The sequence below is a fragment of the Paraburkholderia caffeinilytica genome (genome assembly GCF_046030355.1).
GTDB classification, from domain to species: Bacteria; Pseudomonadota; Gammaproteobacteria; order Burkholderiales; family Burkholderiaceae; genus Paraburkholderia; species Paraburkholderia caffeinilytica_B.
In genome coordinates this window covers 1-23,499 of record NZ_JAQQCQ010000036.1, presented here as the reverse complement: position 1 = coordinate 23,499, position 23,499 = coordinate 1, and the positions used below count along the sequence as shown (strand labels likewise).

At 61.6% G+C, this 23,499-nt stretch carries 19 protein-coding genes and 1 pseudogene; 7 read left to right on the top strand and 13 right to left on the bottom strand.

Translation table 11 applies throughout. The features are described from left to right. Window positions 1-16 precede the first annotated feature (16 nt). Together PQQ95_RS34085 and prpR are read right to left on the bottom strand one after the other, a co-directional pair. Complete coding sequence (locus PQQ95_RS34085; RefSeq protein WP_408446117.1) at window positions 17-1,099, bottom strand: tartrate dehydrogenase; 1,083 nt, start codon at window positions 1,097-1,099, stop codon at window positions 17-19. 74 nt (window positions 1,100-1,173) lie between these two features. Beyond that, the gene (gene prpR / locus PQQ95_RS34080) at window positions 1,174-3,168 is read right to left on the bottom strand and encodes a propionate catabolism operon regulatory protein PrpR (RefSeq protein ID WP_408446115.1); all 1,995 of its coding nucleotides are present in this window, start codon (window positions 3,166-3,168) and stop codon (window positions 1,174-1,176) included. 276 nt (window positions 3,169-3,444) lie between these two features. Between prpR and prpC the strand changes: the two genes are divergently transcribed. From prpC to prpF, 3 genes are all read left to right on the top strand, one after another. Further along, entirely contained in the window at window positions 3,445-4,614 is a 1,170-nt protein-coding gene (prpC, locus tag PQQ95_RS34075) for a bifunctional 2-methylcitrate synthase/citrate synthase (protein WP_408446225.1), read from the top strand. A 410-nt stretch (window positions 4,615-5,024) separates the two neighbouring features. Beyond that, a complete protein-coding gene (gene acnD / locus PQQ95_RS34070) occupies window positions 5,025-7,622 on the top strand; it encodes a Fe/S-dependent 2-methylisocitrate dehydratase AcnD (RefSeq protein ID WP_408446112.1) in 2,598 nt (865 codons plus the stop codon). A 156-nt stretch (window positions 7,623-7,778) separates the two neighbouring features. Next, window positions 7,779-8,963, top strand: coding sequence for a 2-methylaconitate cis-trans isomerase PrpF (gene prpF / locus PQQ95_RS34065; RefSeq protein WP_408446109.1), 1,185 nt, complete (start codon window positions 7,779-7,781; stop codon window positions 8,961-8,963). Between the two features lie 84 nt (window positions 8,964-9,047). Here prpF and PQQ95_RS34060 read toward each other — a convergent pair whose 3' ends face one another. The 3 genes from PQQ95_RS34060 to PQQ95_RS34050 all read right to left on the bottom strand — a co-directional run bounded on the left by PQQ95_RS34060 (window position 9,048) and on the right by PQQ95_RS34050 (window position 13,151). Continuing rightward, entirely contained in the window at window positions 9,048-10,334 is a 1,287-nt protein-coding gene (locus PQQ95_RS34060) for an MFS transporter (RefSeq protein WP_408446107.1), read from the bottom strand. A 104-nt stretch (window positions 10,335-10,438) separates the two neighbouring features. Then, window positions 10,439-11,767 (bottom strand): MFS transporter, encoded by a 1,329-nt coding sequence (locus PQQ95_RS34055; RefSeq protein ID WP_408446104.1) that lies wholly within the window; start codon window positions 11,765-11,767, stop codon window positions 10,439-10,441. A gap of 109 nt (window positions 11,768-11,876) precedes the next feature. After that, the gene (locus tag PQQ95_RS34050; protein ID WP_408446103.1) at window positions 11,877-13,151 is read right to left on the bottom strand and encodes a glucarate dehydratase family protein; all 1,275 of its coding nucleotides are present in this window, start codon (window positions 13,149-13,151) and stop codon (window positions 11,877-11,879) included. A gap of 209 nt (window positions 13,152-13,360) precedes the next feature. Between PQQ95_RS34050 and PQQ95_RS34045 the strand changes: the two genes are divergently transcribed. Further along, a complete protein-coding gene (locus tag PQQ95_RS34045; protein ID WP_408446101.1) occupies window positions 13,361-14,065 on the top strand; it encodes a GntR family transcriptional regulator in 705 nt (234 codons plus the stop codon). Between the two features lie 113 nt (window positions 14,066-14,178). Here the strand turns inward: PQQ95_RS34045 and PQQ95_RS34040 are convergent, their stop codons facing one another. From PQQ95_RS34040 to PQQ95_RS34030, 3 genes are all read right to left on the bottom strand, one after another. Next, window positions 14,179-14,859, bottom strand: coding sequence for a hypothetical protein (locus PQQ95_RS34040; RefSeq protein WP_408446099.1), 681 nt, complete (start codon window positions 14,857-14,859; stop codon window positions 14,179-14,181). Between the two features lie 111 nt (window positions 14,860-14,970). Beyond that, the gene (locus PQQ95_RS34035; RefSeq protein ID WP_408446096.1) at window positions 14,971-15,459 is read right to left on the bottom strand and encodes an NUDIX domain-containing protein; all 489 of its coding nucleotides are present in this window, start codon (window positions 15,457-15,459) and stop codon (window positions 14,971-14,973) included. A 273-nt stretch (window positions 15,460-15,732) separates the two neighbouring features. Then, a complete protein-coding gene (locus PQQ95_RS34030; protein ID WP_408446094.1) occupies window positions 15,733-16,605 on the bottom strand; it encodes an AraC family transcriptional regulator in 873 nt (290 codons plus the stop codon). A 247-nt stretch (window positions 16,606-16,852) separates the two neighbouring features. Between PQQ95_RS34030 and PQQ95_RS34025 the strand changes: the two genes are divergently transcribed. Further along, window positions 16,853-17,272, top strand: coding sequence for a cupin domain-containing protein (locus PQQ95_RS34025; protein WP_408446092.1), 420 nt, complete (start codon window positions 16,853-16,855; stop codon window positions 17,270-17,272). A gap of 57 nt (window positions 17,273-17,329) precedes the next feature. On the opposite strand, the gene PQQ95_RS34020 is transcribed toward PQQ95_RS34025, so the two are convergent. After that, the gene (locus tag PQQ95_RS34020) at window positions 17,330-18,163 is read right to left on the bottom strand and encodes an oxidoreductase (RefSeq protein WP_408446090.1); all 834 of its coding nucleotides are present in this window, start codon (window positions 18,161-18,163) and stop codon (window positions 17,330-17,332) included. A 94-nt stretch (window positions 18,164-18,257) separates the two neighbouring features. Between PQQ95_RS34020 and PQQ95_RS34015 the strand changes: the two genes are divergently transcribed. Next, window positions 18,258-19,229 carry an AraC family transcriptional regulator gene (locus PQQ95_RS34015; RefSeq protein WP_408446088.1) on the top strand — a complete coding sequence of 324 codons (972 nt, stop codon included), beginning with the start codon at window positions 18,258-18,260 and terminating at the stop codon, window positions 19,227-19,229. A gap of 12 nt (window positions 19,230-19,241) precedes the next feature. Here the strand turns inward: PQQ95_RS34015 and nikR are convergent, their stop codons facing one another. Next, entirely contained in the window at window positions 19,242-19,700 is a 459-nt protein-coding gene (gene nikR / locus PQQ95_RS34010; protein ID WP_408446087.1) for a nickel-responsive transcriptional regulator NikR, read from the bottom strand. 160 nt (window positions 19,701-19,860) lie between these two features. Between nikR and PQQ95_RS34005 the strand changes: the two genes are divergently transcribed. Then, on the top strand, window positions 19,861-20,922 hold the full coding sequence (locus PQQ95_RS34005) for a HoxN/HupN/NixA family nickel/cobalt transporter (protein ID WP_408446084.1): 1,062 nt from the start codon (window positions 19,861-19,863) through the stop codon (window positions 20,920-20,922). Between the two features lie 48 nt (window positions 20,923-20,970). Here PQQ95_RS34005 and ppnP read toward each other — a convergent pair whose 3' ends face one another. The 3 genes and pseudogenes from ppnP to PQQ95_RS33990 form a co-directional block, all read right to left on the bottom strand. Then, the gene (ppnP, locus tag PQQ95_RS34000; RefSeq protein ID WP_408446082.1) at window positions 20,971-21,291 is read right to left on the bottom strand and encodes a pyrimidine/purine nucleoside phosphorylase; all 321 of its coding nucleotides are present in this window, start codon (window positions 21,289-21,291) and stop codon (window positions 20,971-20,973) included. Between the two features lie 190 nt (window positions 21,292-21,481). After that, a complete protein-coding gene (locus PQQ95_RS33995; protein ID WP_408446079.1) occupies window positions 21,482-22,186 on the bottom strand; it encodes a hypothetical protein in 705 nt (234 codons plus the stop codon). Between the two features lie 425 nt (window positions 22,187-22,611). Continuing rightward, a pseudogene (locus tag PQQ95_RS33990) lies at window positions 22,612-23,499 on the bottom strand (hypothetical protein); the annotation flags it as partial.

Genomic DNA, 23,499 nt, shown 5'->3' with positions numbered 1-23,499 from the left:
GTTGGGAGCGGGAGGTTCAGGCGAGTTTCGCCGCGATCGCCTGGCCGACTTCGGTGGTGTTCGCCTTGCCGCCGAGGTCGCCGGTATGCGGGCCTTCGAGCAGTGTCGCTTCGATCGCCGCGAGAATCGCGTCGTGCGCCTCGCGTTCCTTGCCCTCGTGATTGCCGAGGAAGTCGAGCATCATGGCGGCTGACCAGATCATCGCAATCGGATTGGCGATATTTTTGCCGGCGATGTCAGGCGCGGAACCGTGTACCGGTTCGAACAGCGACGGAAACTTGCGGTCCGGATTCAGATTGCCCGACGGCGCGAGGCCGATCGTACCCGTGCAGGCAGGGCCGAGATCGGAGAGGATGTCGCCGAACAGATTGGTCGCGACCACGACGTCGAAGCGATCCGGGTTCAGCACGAAGCGCGCGCAGAGAATGTCGATATGTTGCTTGTCCCACGCGACGTCCGGGTACTGCGCCGCGATGCCGGCCGCGCACTTGTCCCACCACGGCATGCTGATCGCGATACCGTTGCTCTTGGTCGCCACGGTGATCTTCTTGCGTTCGCGGCGTTGCGCGAGATCGAACGCGAACTTCAGCACGCGTTCGCTGCCGTGCCGCGTGAATACGGATTCCTGCAGCACGAACTCGCGCTCGGTGCCTTCGAACATCACGCCGCCCACTGACGAATATTCGCCCTCGGTATTCTCGCGCACGATCCAGAAATCGATGTCGCCTGCCTTGCGGCCCGCGAGCGGCGAAGGCACGCCGGCGAAGAGCCGGGCAGGGCGCAGGTTGATGTATTGATCGAATTCGCGCCGGAACTTCAGCAGCGAGCCCCACAGCGAGATATGGTCGGGCACCGTGTCGGGCCAGCCGACCGCGCCGAACAGAATCGCGTCGGCGGATTGCAGTTGGGCTTTCCAGTCGTCCGGCATCATCTTGCCGTGCCTCGTGTAGTAATCGCAGCTCGCCCATTCGATGTGCTGATACGCCAGTTCGATGCCGAAGCGCTTTTTCACCGTCTCCAGCACGCGAATGGCTTCCGGCATCACTTCGACACCGATGCCGTCGCCGGGTATGACCGCAATCCGATAGGTCTTCGACATGCTCCTGCTCCTCCGTTGGGACTTTCGATGCTTCGATAACGGTTATTTTATTCCTGCAGCTTGCGGCGCCCAGGCTACTGCGCCGCGTTCAGCTTCCGCCATAACGTCGTCTTGCTGATGCCGAGCGCCTGGCAAACCGCATCGCGATCGCCGTCGCAGGCAGCGAGGGCGGCGCGGATTTCGTCTGCTTCCACGTGACGGCTGCGCTCGCGTAACGTTAGTGCTGCTTTCTTCGTGCGCGCGTGGGGTTGCTCGAAGATTTCAGGTGCGACGGTGCGCAGTACCTCGCGTGTAAAGAGGGTTTCTGTTGCGCCGTTCGAATCCATGCCCACGTCCGCATCCGCCAGTTCAACGGCAATCCGTTCGATCACGTTCTGGAGTTCACGCACGTTGCCGGGCCACGTGTAACGTTTTAACGGCTCACTGAGATGAGCGAGGATGTGCCTCGCCGCCTCCGCATCGGGCAGGTGAACCGCCAGTCTCGGTTCACGCGACGCCGCCTGTAACAGCAGTTCGACTGCGAGCGGGAGCAGATCGGTTGGCCGCTCGCGCAGCGGCGGCAGCGCGATGCTCAGAATGTTGAGCCGGTAGTACAGGTCCGCGCGGAAGCTGCCCGCCTCGATGCCTTCGGTCAACGCACGATGCGTTGCCGCGACGACCCGGATGTCCACGCGCGTCGGCTCTGTCGAACCAAGCCGCACGACTTCACGTTCCTGCAGCACGCGCAATAACCGGCTCTGCAAAGACAAGGGCATCTCGGCAATTTCATCGAGAAACAGTGTGCCGCGGTGCGCGACTTCGATCAGCCCGGCCTTGCCGCCTTTGCGTGCGCCGGTAAACGCGCCTTCCTCATAGCCGAACAATTCGCTTTCGAGCAATGCCTCAGGAAACGCGCCGCAATTGATGGCGACGAAGGCGAAGTCGCGCCGCGCGCTCAGCTGATGCATGCTCTGCGCAACCATCTCCTTGCCGGTGCCGCTCTCGCCGAGAATCAGCACCGTGGCGTCCGATTTTGCGTAGCGCTGCACGAGTGTGCGGACCCGTTCGATCGAATCGGCTGAGCCGACGATATCGTCGAGCCGGTAACGCGCGCTGAACTGCTGCGCGCGCTGCCGTGAGCGCAAGGTGCGGTCGAGCCGTTCGACCGCGCGCGATTCCTGAAACGTCAGCACGGTGCCCGCCGCCGAGCCGCTGCTGGCGAGTGGCCCGCGATGCACGACGTAGCTCGCGCCACGTACCGTGCAGAACGTGTCGCCGTCTGCGTCCGGCAAGCTGCCTGCGAGATCCGGCGCGAGATCGAGCAGCGCGCGGCCGACTGCATGGGCCGCGTCGATGCCGAGCACGCTGGCGAGGCGCTGGTTCATCGCTTCGACCCGCCCTTGCGCATCGAGTGCGACGACGCCGTCGCGCAGATGCTGCAGCAGATTGTCGAGCCGCTGACGGCGAACCGTTTCGCGGCGGGTGGCCTGCGCGACTTCGAGCGCCGTATCGAACGCGGCACGCACGGATGCGCGTGAATAGAGAAACACCGCGCCCATGCCGGCATTCGCCGCAAGATCGGTGACAAGCCCTGGACCGACCACGACGTCGATGCCCCGGTCGCGCAGATCGAGCACGACGCTCTCCGCGTCCTGCGCCGACTGATACGAAGCGAATGTCACGTCGATGCCGTAGGCGGTGGCGAAGCGGCGCACTTCGTCGGGCGTGTCGCCGTGGGTGACGAGCGCGACTTTCGCGCCATCGCGCCGCGCGCGCGCGAGCGCGTGCATGACGTCGAAACCGGTTGGATTGATCAGCACGACCGGCACGCCGACGCGCGTTTTCAGATACGCGCCGTTGGAGCCGCCGGCGATGACCACGTCCGGACGCCCGGCGCCGACCACGTCCGGACGCCCGGCGCCGACCACGTCGATTTCGTGCACGGCGTCTTCAAAGCCATGCGAGACGATGCGCAGATCGGCGCGCTCGACGTATTCACCGGCAATATCGAAGAACAGATCACGCAGACGGCTGATACTGACGGCCCAGATGCGGGGGCGCTGCGCGGGATCGAAGGGGGGCGTGCTCACGGCGGGGCTCGTTGTCGGAAAGGCTGAAAAAGTCCGCCTATTATGCACCGCCCGCTTTCGAACTTGAAATTAACGATTTCACTTATGAAATCGAACGGCGATGTGGCCGGGAGGTGATTTTTTGTTAAATCAGGCACTTAGCGACTTCTATCCAGCATGGCCCGTTCTTTGCGTTATTAGCTTCCGTTTTCACCGGTTACCGCATTGAAACCCTGAAAGACAAGCTCGGCGCGCTGAATGCCGCACGAACGCAACCCCGCAGTTGGAGACGAAATGATGAGTGAAGCCGATAACAGCACGCCGAACGCAGGCGCCTTCAAACCGAAGAAATCCGTGGCCCTGTCCGGCGTGACCGCCGGCAACACGGCGCTGTGCACGGTCGGCAAGACCGGCAACGATCTGCATTACCGCGGCTACGACATTCTCGACATCGCCGGTGCCTGCGAATTCGAGGAAATCGCCTATCTGCTGGTGCATGAAAAACTGCCCACGCAAGCCGAACTGACCGCCTACAAGACGAAGCTCAAGGCGCTGCGCGGCTTGCCCGCGAACGTGAAAGCCGCGCTGGAATGGATTCCGGCCGCCGCGCACCCGATGGACGTGATGCGCACCGGCGTGTCGGTGCTCGGCACCGTGCTGCCGGAGAAAGACGACCACAACCTGCCGGGCGCACGCGACATCGCCGACAAGCTGATGGCTTCGCTCGGTTCGATGCTGCTGTACTGGTACCACTATTCGCACAACGGCAAGCGCATCGAAGTCGAAACCGATGACGATTCGATCGGCGGCCACTTCCTGCATCTGCTGCACGGTGTGGAACCGTCCAAAGCATGGGTCGACGCGATGCATGTGTCGCTGAACCTGTACGCCGAGCATGAATTCAACGCGTCGACGTTCACCGGCCGCGTGATCGCGGGCACGGGATCGGATATCTACTCGGCGATTACCGGCGCGATCGGCGCATTGCGCGGTCCGAAGCACGGCGGCGCCAATGAAGTCGCGTTCGAGATCCAGTCGCGCTACCAGACGCCGGATGAGGCCGAAGCCGATATCCGCCGCCGCGTCGAGAACAAGGAAGTGGTGATCGGTTTCGGTCACCCGGTGTACACGATTTCGGACCCGCGCAACAAGGTCATCAAGGAAGTCGCGAAGAAGCTCTCGAAGGAAGCGGGTAACAGCAAGCTGTTCAATATCGCCGAACGTCTTGAAACAGTGATGGCGGACGCGAAGAAGATGTTCCCGAATCTCGACTGGTTCAGTGCGGTCTCGTATCACATGATGGGCGTGCCGACGGCGATGTTCACGCCGCTGTTCGTGATCGCCCGCACGGCAGGCTGGAGCGCGCACATCATCGAGCAACGGATCGACAACAAGATCATTCGGCCGAGCGCGAATTACACCGGTCCTGACGACCTGCCGTTCGTGCCGCTCGCCAAGCGTGTCTAAAGATGTCCAAGGTCTTGCAGGGCGTCGAAGGAAGTTTGAAATCCATCGACGGCCTTTGACCGTGTAAGCGCCAAGCCGTCAGCGTTTCTCCTCCATTGCGTCTCATGAGCGCGACGTAATGAAGTTTGGGCCTTGGCTCGCTGGAACCCCGAGCCAAGGCTGTTTTTTTGCAACATGGGGTGCGGTGCTTATTGCGGTGCTTATTGTTGTTGGTTATTGCAGTTGGTTATGCCGGACGTTGTGCGGCGCATCAACGAAACACACTGCAAGCCGACCCGCCACCGCAAGCTAAACTACAGAGGCTGTCCGATTGACGCGCAAGCGTTGCGCCGCTTTAAAGAGGGGCAGTGGAGCGTGAAGTACGGCTGCCGCTATCGTCCCCGGATCATTATTGTTTTGTCCCCTACGCCATGAATACTGCCAACCGCAAACGCCTTCCCGGCACCCAGCTGGATTTCTTCGACACGCGTGCTGCCGTCGAGGCGATCCAGCCCGGCGCTTATGACAAGCTGCCCTACACCTCGCGCGTGCTGGCCGAAAACCTCGTGCGCCGCTGCGATCCGGTGACACTGACGGCGTCGCTCAAGCAGATCATCGAACGCAAGCGCGAGCTGGATTTTCCGTGGTTCCCGGCGCGCGTGGTGTGTCATGACATTCTCGGCCAGACCGCGCTGGTCGACCTCGCGGGTTTGCGCGACGCGATTGCCGCGCAAGGCGGCGATCCCGCGCTGGTGAATCCGGTCGTGCCGACGCAGTTGGTGGTGGATCATTCGCTCGCCGTCGAGTGCGGTGGGTTCGATCCGGATGCGTTCGCGAAGAATCGCGCGATCGAAGATCGCCGCAATGAAGACCGCTTCGACTTCATCAACTGGACCAAGCGCGCGTTCAAGAACGTCGACGTGATTCCGCCGGGCAACGGCATCCTGCATCAGATCAACCTGGAGCGGATGAGCCCGGTGGTGCAGGTGAAAGACGGCGTGGCCTTCCCCGATACGCTGGTCGGTACCGACTCGCATACGCCGATGGTGGATGCGCTTGGCGTGATCGCGATCGGCGTGGGCGGTCTTGAAGCCGAGAGCGTGATGCTGGGCCGTGCGTCTTATATGCGGCTGCCGGATATTGTCGGCGTGGAGCTCACGGGCAAGCCGGCTGAAGGCATTACGGCGACCGATGTCGTGCTTTCGCTGACCGAATTTTTGCGCAAGGAAAAAGTGGTCGGCGCGTATCTCGAGTTCTACGGAGAAGGCACGGCCAACCTGACGCTCGGCGATCGCGCGACCATTGCCAACATGGCGCCCGAATTCGGTGCGACGGCGGCGATGTTCTATATCGACGAGCAGACCGTCAAATACCTCAAGCTCACCGGCCGCGATGATGAACTCGTCAAGCTGGTCGAGACCTACGCAAAGGAAACCGGCCTGTGGGGCGATACGCTGAAGCACGCCGAGTACGAGCGCGTGTTGAAGTTCGATCTGTCCACCGTGGTGCGCACGCTGGCGGGTCCGTCGAATCCGCATCGCCGTTTACCGGTTTCCGATCTGGCCGCTCGCGGCATCAGCGGCAAGGTGGAGAACGAGCCGGGCCTGATGCCGGACGGCGCGGTGATCATCGCGGCGATTACGAGCTGCACGAACACCAACAATCCGCGCAACATGATCGCCGCCGGTTTGCTGGCGCGTAACGCCAATCAACGCGGACTGACGCGCAAGCCTTGGGCGAAGACCTCGCTCGCACCGGGATCGAAGGCGGTCACGCTGTATCTGGAAGAAGCGGGCCTGTTGCCGGAACTGGAGCAACTGGGCTTCGGCGTGGTCGCGTATGCATGCACGTCGTGCAACGGCATGTCGGGTGCGTTGGACCCGGTGATCCAGAAGGAAATCGTCGATCGCGATCTGTATGCGACGGCTGTGCTGTCGGGCAACCGTAACTTCGACGGCCGTATCCATCCGTACGCGAAGCAGGCCTTCCTGGCGTCGCCGCCGCTGGTGGTGGCCTACGCGATTGCGGGCACGATCCGCTTCGATATCGAGAAGGATGTGCTCGGCGTCGATGCCGACGGCAAGGCGATCAGGCTGAAGGACATCTGGCCGTCCGATGAAGAGATTGACGCGATTGTCGCTTCGAGCGTGAAGCCGGAACAGTTCCGCAAAGTGTATGAGCCGATGTTCGCCGTCTCCGTCGATACCGGTGAGAAGGCTGATCCGCTGTACGACTGGCGTCCCATGAGCACGTATATCCGCCGTCCGCCGTATTGGGAAGGCGCGCTTGCCGGTGAGCGCACGCTGAAGGGCATGCGTCCGCTGGCTGTGCTGGGCGACAACATCACGACCGACCACCTGTCGCCGTCGAATGCGATTATGGCGGACAGTGCATCGGGCGAGTACCTCGCCAAAATGGGCTTGCCGGAAGAGGACTTCAATTCGTACGCGACCCACCGCGGCGATCACCTGACCGCGCAGCGCGCCACCTTCGCGAACCCGACGCTGAAGAACGAGATGGTGCTGGAAGACGGCAAGGTGAAGGCCGGTTCGCTGGCGCGTATCGAGCCTGAGGGCAAGGTGACGCGCATGTGGGAAGCGATCGAAACCTACATGGAGCGCAAGCAGCCATTGATCGTGATTGCCGGGGCCGACTACGGCCAGGGTTCATCGCGTGACTGGGCCGCGAAGGGCGTGCGGCTTGCCGGCGCGGAAGCGATCGTTGCGGAAGGGTTCGAGCGGATTCACCGCACGAATCTGGTGGGCATGGGTGTGTTGCCGCTCGAATTCAAACCGGGCGTGAATCGCCTCACGCTCGCTATCGACGGCACTGAGACCTTCGACGTGATCGGCGAACGCAAGCCGCGCACCGATCTCACGCTGGTGATTCATCGCAAGAGCGGTGAGCGGGTGGAGGTGCCGGTAACATGCCGCCTGGACACAGCAGAAGAGGTGTCGATCTACGAAGCCGGCGGCGTGTTGCAACGCTTTGCACAGGACTTTCTTGAATCGACGAAGGCTGCGGCTTAAGGCTGCTCTTGAGCTTCTCATGTTGATTCAGCCGCTTGAACTGTCTATGCCGACCTGGTCGGCCTGATCGGTTCAGCGGCGTATGTAACTCAGGTTTGGGTGTCGTGGCTCAACATGTCATGCCATGCCACCCACCCTCATCAGGACATTACTTTCATGGCCCACAAACCTCAGATCAAGATTCCGGCAACTTACATGCGCGGGGGCACCAGCAAAGGCGTGTTTTTCCGGCTGCAGGATTTGCCGGAGGCGGCGCAAGTGCCGGGCGCCGCGCGCGATGCGCTGCTGATGCGTGTGATCGGCAGCCCGGACCCGTATGGCAAGCAGATCGACGGTATGGGCGGCGCGACGTCGAGCACGAGCAAGACGGTCATCATCGCGAAGAGCAGCAAGCCGGATCATGACGTGGACTATCTGTTCGGCCAGGTTTCTATCGATAAGGCGTTTGTCGATTGGAGCGGCAATTGCGGGAATCTCTCTGCTGCAGTGGGGCCGTTTTCGATCAGTGCGGGTCTGGTCGACGCGAGCCGGATTCCGCAGAACGGCGTGGCTGTCATACGCATCTGGCAGGCGAATATCGGCAAGACGATCATCGGGCATGTGCCTATTACCGACGGCGCGGTGCAGGAAACGGGTGACTTTGAACTCGACGGCGTGACGTTTCCGGCGGCTGAAGTGCAGCTCGAGTTCATGGACCCGGCCGCGGAAGAAGAGGGTGCGGGCGGCGCGATGTTCCCGACCGGGAATCTGGTCGACGACCTCGACGTGCCAGGCGTCGGCACGCTGAAGGCGACGATGATCAATGCCGGTATCCCGACCATCTTCGTGGACGCCGAAGCGATCGGCTATAAGGGCACCGAACTCCAGGACGCCATCAATAGCGACGAGAAGGCGCTGGCGAAGTTCGAGACCATTCGCGCGCATGGCGCGGTGCGGATGGGGCTCATCAAGAATATCGATGAGATCGCGACGCGGCAGCATACGCCGAAGGTCGCTTTTGTCGCGAAGCCTGCTGACTACGTCGCTTCGAGCGGCAAGCGTATTGCCGCGAGTGACGTCGATCTGCTGGTGCGGGCCATGTCGATGGGCAAGCTGCATCACGCGATGATGGGGACGGCGGCGGTGGCGATCGGGACGGCTGCGGCGATTTCAGGGACCTTGGTGAATCTTGCTGCCGGTGGCGGCGCGCGGGATGCGGTGCGGTTCGGGCATCCGTCGGGGACGTTGCGAGTGGGAGCCGAGGCGCGGGAGGAAGGCGGGGAATGGACGGTCACCAAGGCGATCATGAGCCGGAGCGCGCGGGTGCTGATGGAAGGATGGGTGAGGGTGCCGGAGGAATGAGTTGACGGTTGCCAGCCCGGCATCATGGCGGCCAGGTCCCTGTAACGCTGACAGACCTGGCCGGATGGACGCCTCTTACTGTCGCTAGCGCAGATTCACTGGCGTCATGCGTGGCATGAGCAGATGAATGATGCCAAGCGCGACCAGATACGCTGACGCGCCGACCGCGAAGAGCACCCAATATTGACCGGTGCGCTGCAGCGTCTCACCGATGACGCCCGAGTAGAGGAACGAGCCGATCATTCCCGCCACGCCGCCGATTCCGACCACCGTGCCAACCATCCGGCGCGGAAACACGTCGCCGACGGTGGTGACGAGATTTGCCGACCACCCCTGGTGAGCCGCCGCGGCAAGGCCGACCGCGAAGACGGCGTACCAGAGGCTCTGAAATTGCGAGAGCGTGGCAATCGGAAGGACGCACAGGGCGCAGACACCCATCGCGATCTTGCGCGCGACATTGGGTTTATTGGAGCGCTGCATCAGGCGGGACGATAGCCATCCTCCGGCCACGCTGCCGATCGACGCCATCGTGTAAATGACAATCAGCGGCAGGCCCAGATTGCCGATGTCGATATGCCGCGACTCGTTGAGCCATTTGGGCAGCCAGAACAGATAGAACCACCACACCGGATCGGTCAGCAGTTTGCCGGCAATGAACGCCCACGTTTCGCGGTACTTCAGCACTGAAAGCCAGCTCACCGATTGCTCAACGCTTTTGTCCCGGTCCGAATTGATGTAATCCAGTTCGCGCTTCGATACCGACGAATGCTCCGCAGGAGGACGGTACACCAGCAGCCACACCGCCAGCCACACGAAACCGGCCGCCCCGCCTGCCACGAATGTCGCACGCCAGCCCCACGTGACCGCGGCGATCGGTACGAATGCGGGCGCAACGATCCCGCCGACGGTTGCGCCCATGTTCCATAGGCCCGTGGCCAGCGCACGCTCCTTCTTCGGAAACCACGTGGCCGTGGTGCGGATGGCGACAGGGAAATTGGCCGCTTCGCCGAAGCCGAGCAAACCGCGCACCGCCGCGAAACCGGGAACGGTCGCCGCCAACGCGTGCAACATCGCGGCCAGGCTCCACATCGCCATGGCACTGCCGTAGACCACTTTGGTGCTGATCTTGTCCGCGATTCGACCAAACGTCGCGAGGCCCACCGCATAGGCGACCGTGAACACCATCACGGTCTGCGCATACTGGATCTGAGTCCAGCCGATGTCTTTTTGCAGCAGCGGCGCGAGCAGCCCGAGCATCTGGCGATCCATGTAGTTGATCGTCGTTGCAAAAAAGATAAGCGCGCAGATGGTCCATCTATACCGTCCGACGGCCGTTTGATCGGCGACGGAACGGGTTTCTATTATTTTCATCGTGTCTCCGCAAAGTATGTGATCGGTTGTAGCGATACCGTTTCAAATCGATTGATCGCTGACGGGCGACGCGGAAACGCCGGGAAAACGGCTCCGCGCGTCGCCTACAGCGCGAGGGCGGAGCGCCCCTCGCGAGGCTTCATCCGGGAAAAGAAGACGACACCGGCTGCCACCACCGACATCACGGCCAGCCCGGTGAGTCCGCCTTCGATCGAGCCGGTTTTCTGCTCAAGCAAGCCGAAGGCCGCCGGCGCCACGAAACCGCCGAGATTGCCGATCGAATTGATCAACGCCAGTACCGCCGCGGAAATCCGCGCATCCAGGTAGCCCTGCGGAATGGGCCAGAACAACGCCGACGCGGCTTTAAAACCGATCGCCGCAAAGCAGATCGCGACGAACGAGAACATCGGACTGCCCTTGCCGGCCGCATACATGCCGAGCGCGGCGATCAGCAGCACGCACGCAACCCATGCCTGCTGAAACTTGAAGCGGGCAGCCAGCATCGCGAAGAAGTACATCGCCACGATCGAGATCAGCCACGGGATCGAATTGAAGAGCCCGACCTGGAAATCGTTGAAATGGCCCATCTTGCGGATGATGCTGGGCAGCCAGAACGTCGCGCCGTAGATCGTCAGCGAAACCGAGAAATAGATCACGCAGAAGATCAGGATCTGCGGGTCGCGCAGCAGCGTCCAGACGGACGGCTTGACCACGTGCGCCGCATCGCGCTCACGCTGCTCATCCTCGATCTCGGCGACGACCGCGTCCTGCTCGGCGCGGCTCAGCCATCGGGCGTCGCGCGGCTTCGAGTCGAGCCAGAGCCAGATGAAGCCCGCCAATACCACCGAGGCCGTGCCTTCGATCATGAACATCCACTGCCAGCCGTGCAGGCCCCAGCCGCTGATCAGCATCAGCGCGCCGGAGATCGGCCCGGAAAGTATCGAGGCGAGCGCCGAGCCGCTGAGAAAGATCGCCATCGCCTTGCCTCGCTCGTCGCGCGGCAGCCATTGGGTGAAATAGAAGATGACGCCCGGAAAGAAGCCGGCCTCGGCGACGCCGAGCAGCAGCCGCATCGCATAGAACGACATCTCGCCCCGAACGAACGCCATGCCGACCGCGGCCAGACCCCACGTGAACATGATGCGCGTGAGCCACGCCTTCGCGCCGAAGCGCTGCAGCAGGATATTCGACGGCACTTCGAAGACCGCGTAGCTGATGAAGAAGAGTCCCGCGCCGAGTCCGTAGGCCGCGGCGCCGATGCCCAGATCGGCGCTCAGATGCTGACGGACGAAGCCGATGTTCACCCGGTCGATGTAGTTGATGATGAACATCACGACGAAGAGCGGCAGCACATGCCACTTGATCTTGTGCACGGCGCTTGCCAGCGCATCCGCTCGGTCCGGTCGGGCCGCATCCGGGATGGATCTGCTCATTGGCTTGTCTCCTTTGTCGACCGGAGCCGGTGCTTTGGCATCGACTCGGGTTCCGTGCAATAGGGTTGCTAGGTGATGATGCGCTTCGCGCGCGGGACGTCTGGCCAGGTCAGAAGCGCGGGTTCTTGCCGTTGAAACCCGGGTCGTACTTCTGCATCTGCTTCAGGTCGTCGCGATTGCGTACGCCGCACGACAGATACTGCGCATGCAGTTCGGCGAGGCGGCCGCGGTCGAGTTCGACGCCGAGGCCCGGCGTGGTGGGCACGCGTACCGCGCCGTTGTCGAAGGTCACGCGGCCGCCCTTGATGACTTCTTCTTCCTGCCACGGGTAATGGGTGTCGCACGCGTAGGTCAGGTTGGGGATGCTTGCCGCGACGTGCGTCATCGCCATCAGGCTGATACCGAGGTGCGAGTTGGAGTGCATCGACATACCCAGGTCCCACAGCTTGCACATGCGCGCGAGTGTCTGGGTCGCGCGCAGACCACCCCAGTAGTGGTGATCCGACAGCAATACCTTGACCGAACCCATCTCGGCGCCACGGCGGAAATCTTCCATGGTGGTGATCACCATGTTGGTCGCGAGAGGCAGGCGGGTGTGCTTCGCCAGTTTGGCCATGCCTGCGAGCCCCGGACACGGGTCTTCGTAGTACTCGAGCAGTTCGTCGAGTTCGGGGGCGGCAGCGATGCTCGTTTCGAGCGTCCAGTTGGCGTTCGGATCGAGGCGCAGCGGCATGCCGGGGAAAGCCTGATGCAGCGCACGCATGCACGCGATCTCGTGCGCCGGCTCGAACACGCCGCCCTTCAGCTTGATGCTCTGGAAACCGTACAGGTCGATCATGCGACGCGCCTGCGCGACGATCTGCTCCGCGCTCAGGCCCTCGCCCCAGGCGTCGGGCGCATAGGGTTGGTCGATGTGCTCCGCGTACTTGAAGAAGAGGTAGGCGCTGTACGGTACGGCGTCGCGAACCTTGCCGCCTAGCAGATCGACGATCGGCGCGCCGACGATTTGCCCCTGCAAGTCGAGCATCGCGACTTCGAGCGTGCTGATGACTTTCGGCGCGTTCTTGGCCGAGTGCGAGCCGGGCGCGAGTTCGAATTCGATCGCGCCGGGCGCCGGCTTGATCGCAGCACGCACGCGTTCTTCCATCCGGTTGAGATCGAACGGCGACAGGCCGATCACCAGCGCCTTGGCCTGCTCGAGCACGCGCAGCATCGGTTCGTCGCCATACGTCTCCGAGATGCCTACGCGGCCGTCGCTCGTCTCCAGTTCGACGATGGCGCGCAGTGCCCACGGCTCATGGATGCCGGCAGCGTTAAGAAGAGGGCCGTCGCGGAAGGCGATCGGCGTAATTCGCACCTGGGTGACGGTGATGTCGCGAGTCATGGCGGCAGTCCGGTAAAGGAGGGGATTGAAATCGATGGACGCATGGTAAAGCACTAATGTATTAGTGTGTCAGTGGGGAAAACACCAACGTCTTTGGGCCCGAAAACAGGTGCACGATCGCGGGAAGCGTGCGGGCGTCGGCTATAGTATTAATATTTCAGCGGATGGAAACTGCGGTCTCCGTCTGCGCCCACGCTTCTAGTCCTGCTATGAAAATCAATGCTGCTTCGTCGGGGGCGACCCGGCTCGACCGGTCTCGCCATGCCGCGCCGCAAGTATTCGAGCGTCTGCGCGAAATGATCCTGTCTCTCGAACTGGCGCCCGGCACGGTGCTCTCGCGCGCCGATCTGGCAACCCAGTACGGTCTGAGCCAGACGCCCGTGCGCGACGCGCTGATGAAGCTCGGCGAGGAAGGCCTCGTCGACATTTTTCCGCAGCACGCCACGGTCGTCAGTCAGATCAACGTGACTTCCGCGCTGCAGGCGCACTTCCTGCGCCGCTCGATCGAACTGGAAGTGGTGCGCACGCTCGCGGAACAGCGCGATGCCGCGCTGATCGGCCAGTTGCGCGCCACGATTGCCGGGCAGATGGCCGTGCGCGACCTGAAGAACTACGAGCAGTTTTCGCTGCTCGACCAGGCCTTTCATCGCCAGATGTACGAGGCGGCGGGCGTGCCGCAACTTTGGGATCTGGTGCGCAGACTGAGCGGCCATATCGACCGGCTGCGTCGCCTGCATTTGCCAGTGGAGGGCAAGACGATGGCGGTGGTGCGCGATCACACTGAGATCGTCGATGCGATCGAAAAGGGCGATGCCGAGGCCGCGCAGGCGGCGCTGCGCAAGCATCTCTCGGGTACGCTGAACCAGGTCGATCAGATCCGCACGAGGCATCCGAACTTCCTGACAGACGATTGAATACGGGCTGAGGAGGGTGGACTAGCGTCGTTGAAAGGAGAGTGGGCGGTTTCGGCGATGGCTGTCGTCGAGCGGAGGCTATTCGTCCCGGTGTTCGTGAGCGTTCAGGTTTATCAAGGCGCAAGTGAAAATGCAGCCAATTCGCCAGTCTCGATGTTTATATGGTGATAGACGTATGATTCGTTATTCTCTTTAATGACTCTTTTTACACTGGGTGCATACCACCAGGTTGCAGTGAATGACGTCGCGGCCCCGCCACTGAGTCTTGGTGTGCTCACGCCGCGGATAACGATTTTGTAGGCATCGAAGGAGCCAGCGGCGACCTGCACACGCTCGAACGCCACCACCTCGATGTGCTCGCTGGCGACAATAGCGCCCGATGCGTACCGGCTGACATGACGAGAGTCCCAACTCTTTCCGACCGTCATCGGAAAATTAAGCCATCCCAAACTGGGTTCCCACGTCGTGCTGCCCTTTCGGATTAAATCGCCTTGACTGTTGAAATCTACTTCAAGCGGCCCCCGGCTTGTCGAGACACTGAGTGTCGTTTGATTTTCAGTCACCGCCACCACTGTCTGCACGCCTGCGACTCCCGGCTTGGTGTCCGTTTTGCCCCATAAAAATGTCCACGTGTCTCCGACCTTGTAGACCGGGGCAGCCGCCGTGGGCGTACTTTGCGTACTCGCCGGCTCTTGAGCCGAGACGAATCTTGTCAGGCAGCCAAGCAACAATGCGGCATAGCAGAACTGCCTCGCAAACATTGACAGGTGTGGCGTCACGACGATGGTCTTCATGGGTACACCTCCTGACCGGGACAACACACGAACATTCAGGAACGGCGTCGTCTCATAGAGGATAGGCAAGGCATCAGGACCCGTCGAGATGTGCCGTCAGGAAAGTACCCACTAACAGCAGAAATCTTTGCGGAGATACGCAACAACCGCCCCTGTCAGCGCGATGCTGGGCAATTCCTCCGGCGATGCCAGATGCGTGGCGATCACCTCACGATTATCAAGCTGTAGTTCGGGTAAGCAATCGAGATGCAATTCAAAGAAATGCACCCGGTCTCTTCGCCCTTCCCAGGTGCCATAGACGCTGCCTGCGGCGCGTAATGTGTACGACGACAGGCCAATTTCCTCTTCCATCTCGCGCTGCGCCGCTGCATCAGGCGTCTCGCCGGGCCGGATACTCCCGCCGGGAAAATTCCACTCGGCCCGGTACGACGACTTCACGAGCAACAGCGCCCGCCCGACGTAGATTGCTACTAGCGCACCCTCATGGCGAGGCCGCCGAAGGCGCCACCAGGCGCGAGCGACCCGGAATCCAAGGCGAAGCGCCACGCGCCAGACTGAGTCGGATACCCGGCGAAGCTTGGGATTGGCTAGCGTCAACATGAAGATTTTTCTCGGAAACGTCAGCGCGTGCCACCCGCAGAAGGGTAGCCAGGGTCGTCGACAACCGACGTGTCGACACCCTGCCACCTGAAGTAGTAAAAGCCTGTGACAATGCATATTACGCAGACCGCCAATGCGACTCCGATTACTGCTTTAGTCGGACGATCCATGAATCGAACTCCGTAGCCAGCCCATCACAGTGGATGCCGCATTGTCGCCAGGTTCGGAGCAACGGTCCAGCGACCGTATGATCGCTGCGGTCTGATCGTCCGATCACACTAGGGGAATGTAGATATCGGTTTGCCACTGGTCCTGCGGTGTTTCCGGAAAGACGCTCAGGTAGTGAAAGAACAAGGGATGGTCGCGAAGTTCCTCTCCGCTTGCAGGAAGCCAGTCGCGAAAGATCGGATAGATTGTCTCGCCGACGTGGTCGGTCGATCCGGTATGCCGAACCACCGCGCATCGGCCGCCCGGAATGACGAGTTCGCGGATACCGTAGACGTTCGGCGCGACCGGCTCGTCGATTTCTCCGCAGATATCGAAGCGAAATGCATCCGCCGGTGTCGTATCCGGGTTATTGCGCGGGATGCCAAAAGTTCTGCTCGACGCAACCGGAGACTGCCCGCTTTGCTTGCGCCAGTCGACGAACGTGCGCACGCTCTCGTTGACGAGCCCGGTCGGTCCGCAGTGCTCAAGCGCGGCGACGCGGGTTTCAGAAAAATCGACAATGTGTACTTGCATGGTGAGTTTCCTCGAAAGATAGGGGACGACAAACGTCGCACTCCAGATCTGCCAGTTCGGATGCTGCCGGAACGAACTTGGCGTGGTGCCGAAAGCGCGTCTGAATGCGCGGCTGAAGGCTTCAGGACTGTCGAAGCCCGCGTCGAACGCGGCGTCGAGTACCGGGCAGAACTCACGCGAAGCCAGGCGGTGGGCCGCCCGACGCAAGCGCATCAGTTGCACATAGCGTGCGACCGGCACCCCCACATAGGCGGCAAACTGCCGATGAAAATGGAACTTCGAGAAGTTCGCAATGCGACTTAGCGCCTCGACCGACAGATCGCCATCGAGGTTTGTTTCGATGTACGCGAGTACGGCATTGAAGCGCTTCGTGTAAGCATGAGTGGCGTCAACGTGAGCTTGCATGGTCTGGATATCTGGATTGTGCGACTGGCGTTATGGTCGCTCATGGTCGACACATCGCGCCTAGCCGTTCTTGCTCAATCTCCAGGCTACGGAAATTCGGCTACGGAAATTCGCGGAGATGCTTGCCTGTTACGGGTGATAGACTTTTCTACGCACCTTGGTGCGTAGCTAACCGAACAACGACATCCCCCTCTATTCGGAGCCATCGCATGATCAATGAACGCCATACGTCACCCGTGCCAGCCCTTTGTCCGCAGACGGACTGTGGATCCCCGAGGGTCCGGGTAAGTGGTCGCGGCCGCTGCGCTTTCTGAAAGAGGGCCGCGGCTGGGTGGAACTGATGCGTCTGGCGCCGGGTGTCAAGCTCGGCCTGCACCGTCATACCGGCGAAGTGCACGCTTTCAACCTCGAAGGGCAGCGTCGCCTCTGTACGGGCGAAATCGTCGAACCCGGCGACTACGTGCACGAGTCTACCGGTAACGTCGACTGGTGGGAGGCGGTGGGTGACGAACCACTGGTCGTGATGGTGGTGGTGATGGGCACCGTCGAGTATCTGGGTCACAATGGCGAGATCAAACACCGCATCACAACAGCCGATCGTTTAGCCGACTATCAACGCTACTGCAGCGAGGCCGGCATCGAGCCGCAGGATCTGCTCGAGCGTTGAGCGCGGCGCTTCGTCCTGCGGAGGCAGGCGCTCATGCTTTCCTTACGTTAGCGGTCTTCAGCCGTCGGTCGAGACCGTAACAGACTCCCAGTCACGGATCTCATTTCCCAACGCGGACAACTTGTCCCTCACGAGCCCGAGTGCGTCGCTGCCGAGCAAAAGATGCGTGGGCGGGTGGTCCGCGGCGATTGCGGCGAGCATTGCGCGTGCCGCCTTCCGGGGATCGCCCAATTGCTTGCCGTTCTTCTCCTCACGCGCTTGGCGGATGGGCTCGAAGATCGCGTCGTAATCCGCGATCGAACGGGGCGTTCGCGTCATCGAGCGACCTGCCCAGTCGGTGCGAAACGAACCTGGCGCGACGGCTGTCACGGCGATGCCGAACGGCTTGACCTCTTTGCCCAGCGCTTCGGAGATGCCCTCCAGCGCGAATTTGCTTCCGCAGTAGTAGGTGATGCCCGGCATGGTGATATGGCCGCCCATCGAGGTGATATTCAGAATGTGGCCACGTCTGCGCTCACGCATGAAGGGCAGCACGGCTTTCATCATGGCGATAGCGCCAAACACATTCACGTCGAACTGTCTGCGCATCTCGGATAAAGGCGATTCTTCCATGACGCCTTCGTGACCGTAGCCGGCATTGTTGACCAGAACGTCTACCGGTCCGACGCTCGCCTCAATGTCCGCCACGATGCCGTCGATGGCATCGAAGTCGGTCACGTCGAGTACACGTCCAAAAGCGGCCTTCGCAGAGCGCGACTCGAAATCATGCTGTGCCTGCGCACTTCTCACCGTACCGACGACTGTGTGTCCCGCCGCTAACGCCTCTTCGGCGAGTGCACGGCCGAAGCCGCTGCTTACGCCGGTAATAAGCAGAATTTTGCTGGATGCCACTGAAGCTTCTCCCGAATGGTGTCTGGAGAATGCATACTAGTCTGAAGGACGAGGCTGGCTAAGCGCTATTCCGCTATTTTTCTTGCCTAAAACTATGAACGCGAAGCGGACTTCTACGCACAATCCGGATCTTTCCCCGGGAACCCGGCAACGCATGATTGCGTTGCTCCGCGCGTTGGCGCCGGAGGAGGGCTATAACCTCACCGCGCTGCCGGGCGTTCGCATCCTGCGTTCAAACCGGCCCCTGTCGCGAACGCCGGTTCTCTACGATCCCGGCATCGTGATCGTCTGCCAGGGCCGCAAGCGAGGGTATTTCGGCGACCAGCTCTATCTGTACGACGAGCATCACTACCTGGCTGTGTCCGTGCCTGTTCCGTTCAGCATGGAAACCGAGGCCACTCAGCAGCGTCCGCTGCTCGCGCTGTACCTTCACCTCGATTTCACATTGGCCGCTGAACTGGCCGAACAGATCGATCGTGAAGGCGCAACGGAACACATGCGGGCGCCTCAGAGCATGATGTCGACGCCGATGGATGGCGCGATGCAGGCGTCCGTGTTGCGCTTCCTTGAGGCGATGCATCGGCCGCTCGAAGCCGCGGTATTGGGCCCGGGCCTGCTGCGCGAACTCTATTTCCGGGTGCTCACCGGAAAGCAGGGAAGTTCGATGCGCGAGGCGTTGGCGATGAGAGGGCAGTTCGGCCGGATAGGCAGATCGCTACGCCTCATTCATGCCGGCTACGCGCATCCGCTGGACGTAACGCAGCTGGCAGAGGCGGCGGGAATGAGTGTTCCGAGCTTCCATAGCCACTTCAAGGCAATCACACACGTTTCGCCGATGCAGTACGTGAAGTCGACACGTTTGCATCAGGCTCGCCTCTTGATGGTCCGCGAGGATTTGACGGCGGAGGCCGCGAGTCACGCGGTGGGTTACACGAGTGCGTCCCAGTTCAGCAGAGAGTTCAAGCGGCTTTTTGGCTTGACGCCCGCAGCGGAGACGAAGCGTATGCGCGAGAGCTTTGCCATTCCGCCAGCGTTCGACGATGCGACATACGTTTCGTCGCACTGAGTTCAGATTCAATCAGACGTGCAGATGTTCGTGCTGAGCGGTGTCGTCTCCATGGTGATGGTGCGCGTGCTCGATCGTGACGGGAATCGTGTGCAGGTGCGCATATCGGACTCCTCGCTGGCTGGTCAGGCTGTTTGCAAAAGCCGCGACGTCCTTTGCATGACCTCGCAGTACTGAGGATTCCAGCAAGCTCCGGTGATCCAGGTGGACCCTCATGCTCGCCACCGCCAGATCGTGGCGATCGTGGTGAGCTTGCGTGATCCGGCGAGCCAGGTCGCGGGTTGCGTGATCGTACACATAGGTCAGGGTCGCCACGCACTGACCGTCCGGCTGTCCTTCGTGCGCACGCGCCTGACTCTCCCGCACGATGTCCCGGAACGCCTCGGAGCGGCTCGTATAGCCGCGCTGCTCGACCAGTGAATCAACTACGGCAAGCAGGTCATCGTCAATGGTGATCGTGATTCTTTGCACATGCCCTCCTGGCTCAGTGTCCTGTCGCGAGTCAATCGTAACCGAACGTCGTCGGTATGACTTTTTTTGAAAAAGGTATTATTAGCTCGCTCAATCGACCCACCATGGCGGTGGCCTCGCCACCTTCCGACTGCTGCTCCTCGCATAGGGGAGATAAAGAATGAACAATCTGATGAAAGCGCTGAGCGGCGAGCACAGCCATCTGCGTAAAAAGATTACGGGGCTCTATGCACTGCTGCTCGTGTTCAACGTGGGGGCGTGGGCATGGGCTTTCGTTGCCTTCCATTCCTATCCGCTGTTGATGGGCACAAGCCTGCTGGCCTACTCGTTCGGGTTGCGGCACGCAGTGGACGCCGACCATATCGCCGCAATCGATAACGTGACGCGCAAGATGATGCAGGCCGGCAAGCGGCCAATAACTGTCGGGCTCATGTTCTCGCTGGGACATTCCACTATCGTCGTACTTGCCTCGGTCGGTATCGCCGCGACTGCGATGGCGTTGCAAAGCAGGATGGACAGCTTCAAGGAGGTTGGAAGCGTGGTCGGCACGCTCGTGTCGACGTTGTTCCTGTTTGCGATAGCGTTAATGAATCTGATGATTCTTCGCTCCGTGATTCGCGCGTTTCGCCGCGTTCGTGCGGGCGAGCCTTACGTCGATGAAGACTTCGATATGCTGCTCGCGGATCGCGGGTTTCTCGCACGCATTTTCCGGCCGATGTTCCGCCTGATCACAAAAAGCTGGCACATGTACTTTCTGGGCTTTCTGTTTGGCCTGGGCTTTGATACCGCAACCGAAGTAGGGCTGCTGGGCATCTCAGCCGCGAGCGCTGCGCAGGGATTGCCGATCTGGTCGATTCTGGTATTTCCCGTGTTGTTTACGGCCGGTATGACACTCGTCGACACGACAGACAGCATCCTGATGCTGGGTGCTTACGGCTGGGCGTTCGTCAAGCCGATCCGCAAGCTCTATTACAACATCACCATTACGACGATCTCCGTGGTCGTGGCGTTGCTGGTCGGCAGCATCGAGGGACTCGGATTGCTGGCCGACAAACTTCACTTGAAGGGGGGCTTCTGGGATTTCATCGGCAGCCTCAACGACAACTTCGGCATGATCGGATACGTGATCATCGGCGTGTTTCTTGTCAGTTGGCTGCTTTCCGCGGCTGTCTACCGATGGAAGCGATTCGAAGAGTTGGATATTCGGTCCACGTCGCTCTGATCGCCGACTACAAGGGCCGCCGGGGAATGACCCGGCGCCCGTCCGTCTTTACAGATAGCTGCAGATGTAATCGAGCGTTTCGACGACGTCGATATCGAAGCGGCTCTTGCCCGGCACCGAGAACGACTCGCCCGCGCCATACGTTTTCCACTCGTCGCTGCCTTCCAGGCGGATGCGGCATTGGCCGGCCTGCACTTCCATGAGTTCCGGCGCGTCGGTGCCGAAGTTGAGTGTGCCGGGCAGGATCACGCCGAGCGTCTTGCGCGTGCCGTCGGCGAAGAGAACGGTATGCGAGACACACTTGCCGTCGAAGTAGACGTTGGCGCGTTTGATAACGGAAACCTGATCGAATTGCGTTGTGGCCGTCATGGCGGTCTTCCTTTGGGTCATCGTGAATGGATGCGTTCGCGCTGTGCAGCGGCAACGGGCGGCGCGCGATCTGCGCGGACTGCCCGCGGGCTTTCGGTCCTGCGCAAGCCCGCCATCATACAGGCGCGAAGCGGTGCCAGCCGGTAACCCTCGTGCCTGTCGGGGCAACACCGCGACGTAATGCTGGCGATTAGTCAGCCCGGCGCCAACGACCCGAATCCGGGCACACAACGACCTGTTCACCGTTCAACTGGACTTGCTCTGTATCCAGTTGCGACGACGTGGAAGGGGCAATGTCGAAGGCCACCTTGAGCGCGTGCCCGACATGGGCATTTTCGATGGGAAGCTCCCAGGTCAGGAATATCTGGATGCAATCCTGGTCCGGTGCGAAGTCGGCCGCATTGAAGCCATTGCTGGTGCGCTGAATCACGCCATGAGGCTGGCCTGTGTCGAAGATCACCACCGTTCCCCGGGTCAGGGGAATACGCCGGCCTAAAGCGGGGAAGTGCAAATCAAGACCCCTGTCCTCGCTCATGAAGAGATTGCAAAACGCCGCGTCGCCATATTGTGCGCCGTCATGGTGATACCTTGCGCCGCGGCAGGCCATGAGGGCTACGTCACTGGCGGCAAGCACCTCGGGCAGTCCAAGCATGCAGGTCCAGTCGGACACGGCCTGCACGCAGCGTGTGTAGTCGGGCCAGCGCGCTCGCGCGCGCGGCAAAGGCATGGGCTCGACGTCTCCCGGTTCCAGGACCAGATGCGACGCTATCTCTCTTTCCCAATCCGCCAGCAGGCGGGTGGGTGGCATAGGGACGTCGACCGTGCCGGATAGCACGATGTCGCTTACGCTTCGACTGCGGATGGCGTCGTCACTCCAGTAGTAGGAGGTCAGCATGTCTCGCATTCGATTCAGTTGAAGGGGGATTCATGCGGGCATTGTAACGATTCCAGGGGGACGCCTTGGCGCGCGTCGGTCGTGTGTCGTGGCGCTTGCGTAATCGTGCTAGGTAGGCCGAGCCGATTTCATGGGGGTAGTCTGCTGTCGTGAGCCGTGAGCCGTCAGCGGATGTGGATGTGGATGTGGATGTGGATGTGGATGTGGATGTGGATGTGGATGTGGATGTGGATGTGGCGTGTGGCGTGTGGCGTGTGGCGTGTGGCGTGTGGCGTGTGGCGTGTGGCGTTTCGTACGACTAGACATGTCGGGGTGTGCCGGGCCTGACGTCGTGATGCTGTGATGCCAGTCAGGTCCGGCTGGTCTTTCTGTTGCACCCACGAGGTTGCACTGGAGGTGCCCCGGAGAGCACCTCGCGTTGCGGGCTAATGCTTGGGTATGGACGGCGTCTGCGCGCTGCTGCCACCACCGAGTCCACCCGTGAGGCCGCCGAGCAGGTTCGTCAACGGTGCGAGCGGAGACGAGCCGCCGCTTGCGCCGCCGAGTACGCCGGTCAGTGTGCCGACCAGGTTAGTCAGTGGTGCAACCGGATTGGACGCGGAGTTCGTCGACGATCCGTGCGAGGTGCCGCCGCCCAATCCGCCGGTTAGTCCGCCGAGCAGGGCGGTGACCGGTGCGAGGGGGCTGCTGCTGCCTTGCGAGGTGCCGCCTCCCAGGCCGCCGGTTAGTCCGCCGAGCAGGGTGGTGACCGGTGCGAGGGGGCTGCTGCTGCCTTGCGAGGTGCCGCCTCCCAAGCCGCCGGTCAGTCCGCCGAGCAGGGTGGTGACTGGTGCGAGGGGGCCACTGCTGTTGCCTTGCGAGCCGCCGCTTACCGGGACCACCGACAGTCCGCCGAGCAACGCGGTCACAGGTGCCAGCAGGCCACCGGTGCTATGCCCGCTCGACCCGCCTGCGACGCCGTGTGAACCACCAGTTGTGCCGTTGGCTACGCCGTTTCCATTGCCGCTGCCGCTATTGTTGCCCAACGTGATCGGCACGATAGGTACGCTGATTGCGCCGACGCTGACGACCAGGTTGACGATCGGATCAAGGAGGCCACCCGTGGTTTGGCTACCACTGCTGGAGCCCACGCCAGTGGAACTGCCGGAGCCGCTGGAACCGCCGTGACCACCGTTTCCGGAACCGCCGCCGTATCCGCCTGAGCCGCCTGAGCCGCCCGAGCCACCTGAGCCACCTGAGCCACCTGAGCCACCTGAGCCACCTGAGCCACCTGAGCCACCTGAGCCACCTGAGCCACCGTGGCCGCCGTCTCC

Excerpts from the sequence above, each read along its gene's own strand:
- PQQ95_RS34055 (WP_408446104.1), bottom strand. The coding sequence starts at position 11,767 with ATGAGCAGATCCATCCCGGATGCGGCCCGACCGGACCGAGCGGATGCG.
- PQQ95_RS34015 (WP_408446088.1), top strand. The coding sequence starts at position 18,258 with ATGAACGCGAAGCGGACTTCTACGCACAATCCGGATCTTTCCCCGGGA.
- PQQ95_RS34050 (WP_408446103.1), bottom strand. The coding sequence starts at position 13,151 with ATGACTCGCGACATCACCGTCACCCAGGTGCGAATTACGCCGATCGCC.
- PQQ95_RS34085 (WP_408446117.1), bottom strand. The coding sequence starts at position 1,099 with ATGTCGAAGACCTATCGGATTGCGGTCATACCCGGCGACGGCATCGGT.
- PQQ95_RS34030 (WP_408446094.1), bottom strand. The coding sequence starts at position 16,605 with ATGCAAGCTCACGTTGACGCCACTCATGCTTACACGAAGCGCTTCAAT.
- PQQ95_RS34060 (WP_408446107.1), bottom strand. The coding sequence starts at position 10,334 with ATGAAAATAATAGAAACCCGTTCCGTCGCCGATCAAACGGCCGTCGGA.
- PQQ95_RS34045 (WP_408446101.1), top strand. The coding sequence starts at position 13,361 with ATGAAAATCAATGCTGCTTCGTCGGGGGCGACCCGGCTCGACCGGTCT.
- ppnP (WP_408446082.1), bottom strand. The coding sequence starts at position 21,291 with ATGACGGCCACAACGCAATTCGATCAGGTTTCCGTTATCAAACGCGCC.
- prpF (WP_408446109.1), top strand. The coding sequence starts at position 7,779 with ATGGCCCACAAACCTCAGATCAAGATTCCGGCAACTTACATGCGCGGG.
- PQQ95_RS34005 (WP_408446084.1), top strand. The coding sequence starts at position 19,861 with ATGAACAATCTGATGAAAGCGCTGAGCGGCGAGCACAGCCATCTGCGT.
- PQQ95_RS34035 (WP_408446096.1), bottom strand. The coding sequence starts at position 15,459 with ATGTTGACGCTAGCCAATCCCAAGCTTCGCCGGGTATCCGACTCAGTC.
- PQQ95_RS34040 (WP_408446099.1), bottom strand. The coding sequence starts at position 14,859 with ATGAAGACCATCGTCGTGACGCCACACCTGTCAATGTTTGCGAGGCAG.
- prpC (WP_408446225.1), top strand. The coding sequence starts at position 3,445 with ATGAGTGAAGCCGATAACAGCACGCCGAACGCAGGCGCCTTCAAACCG.
- acnD (WP_408446112.1), top strand. The coding sequence starts at position 5,025 with ATGAATACTGCCAACCGCAAACGCCTTCCCGGCACCCAGCTGGATTTC.
- PQQ95_RS33995 (WP_408446079.1), bottom strand. The coding sequence starts at position 22,186 with ATGCTGACCTCCTACTACTGGAGTGACGACGCCATCCGCAGTCGAAGC.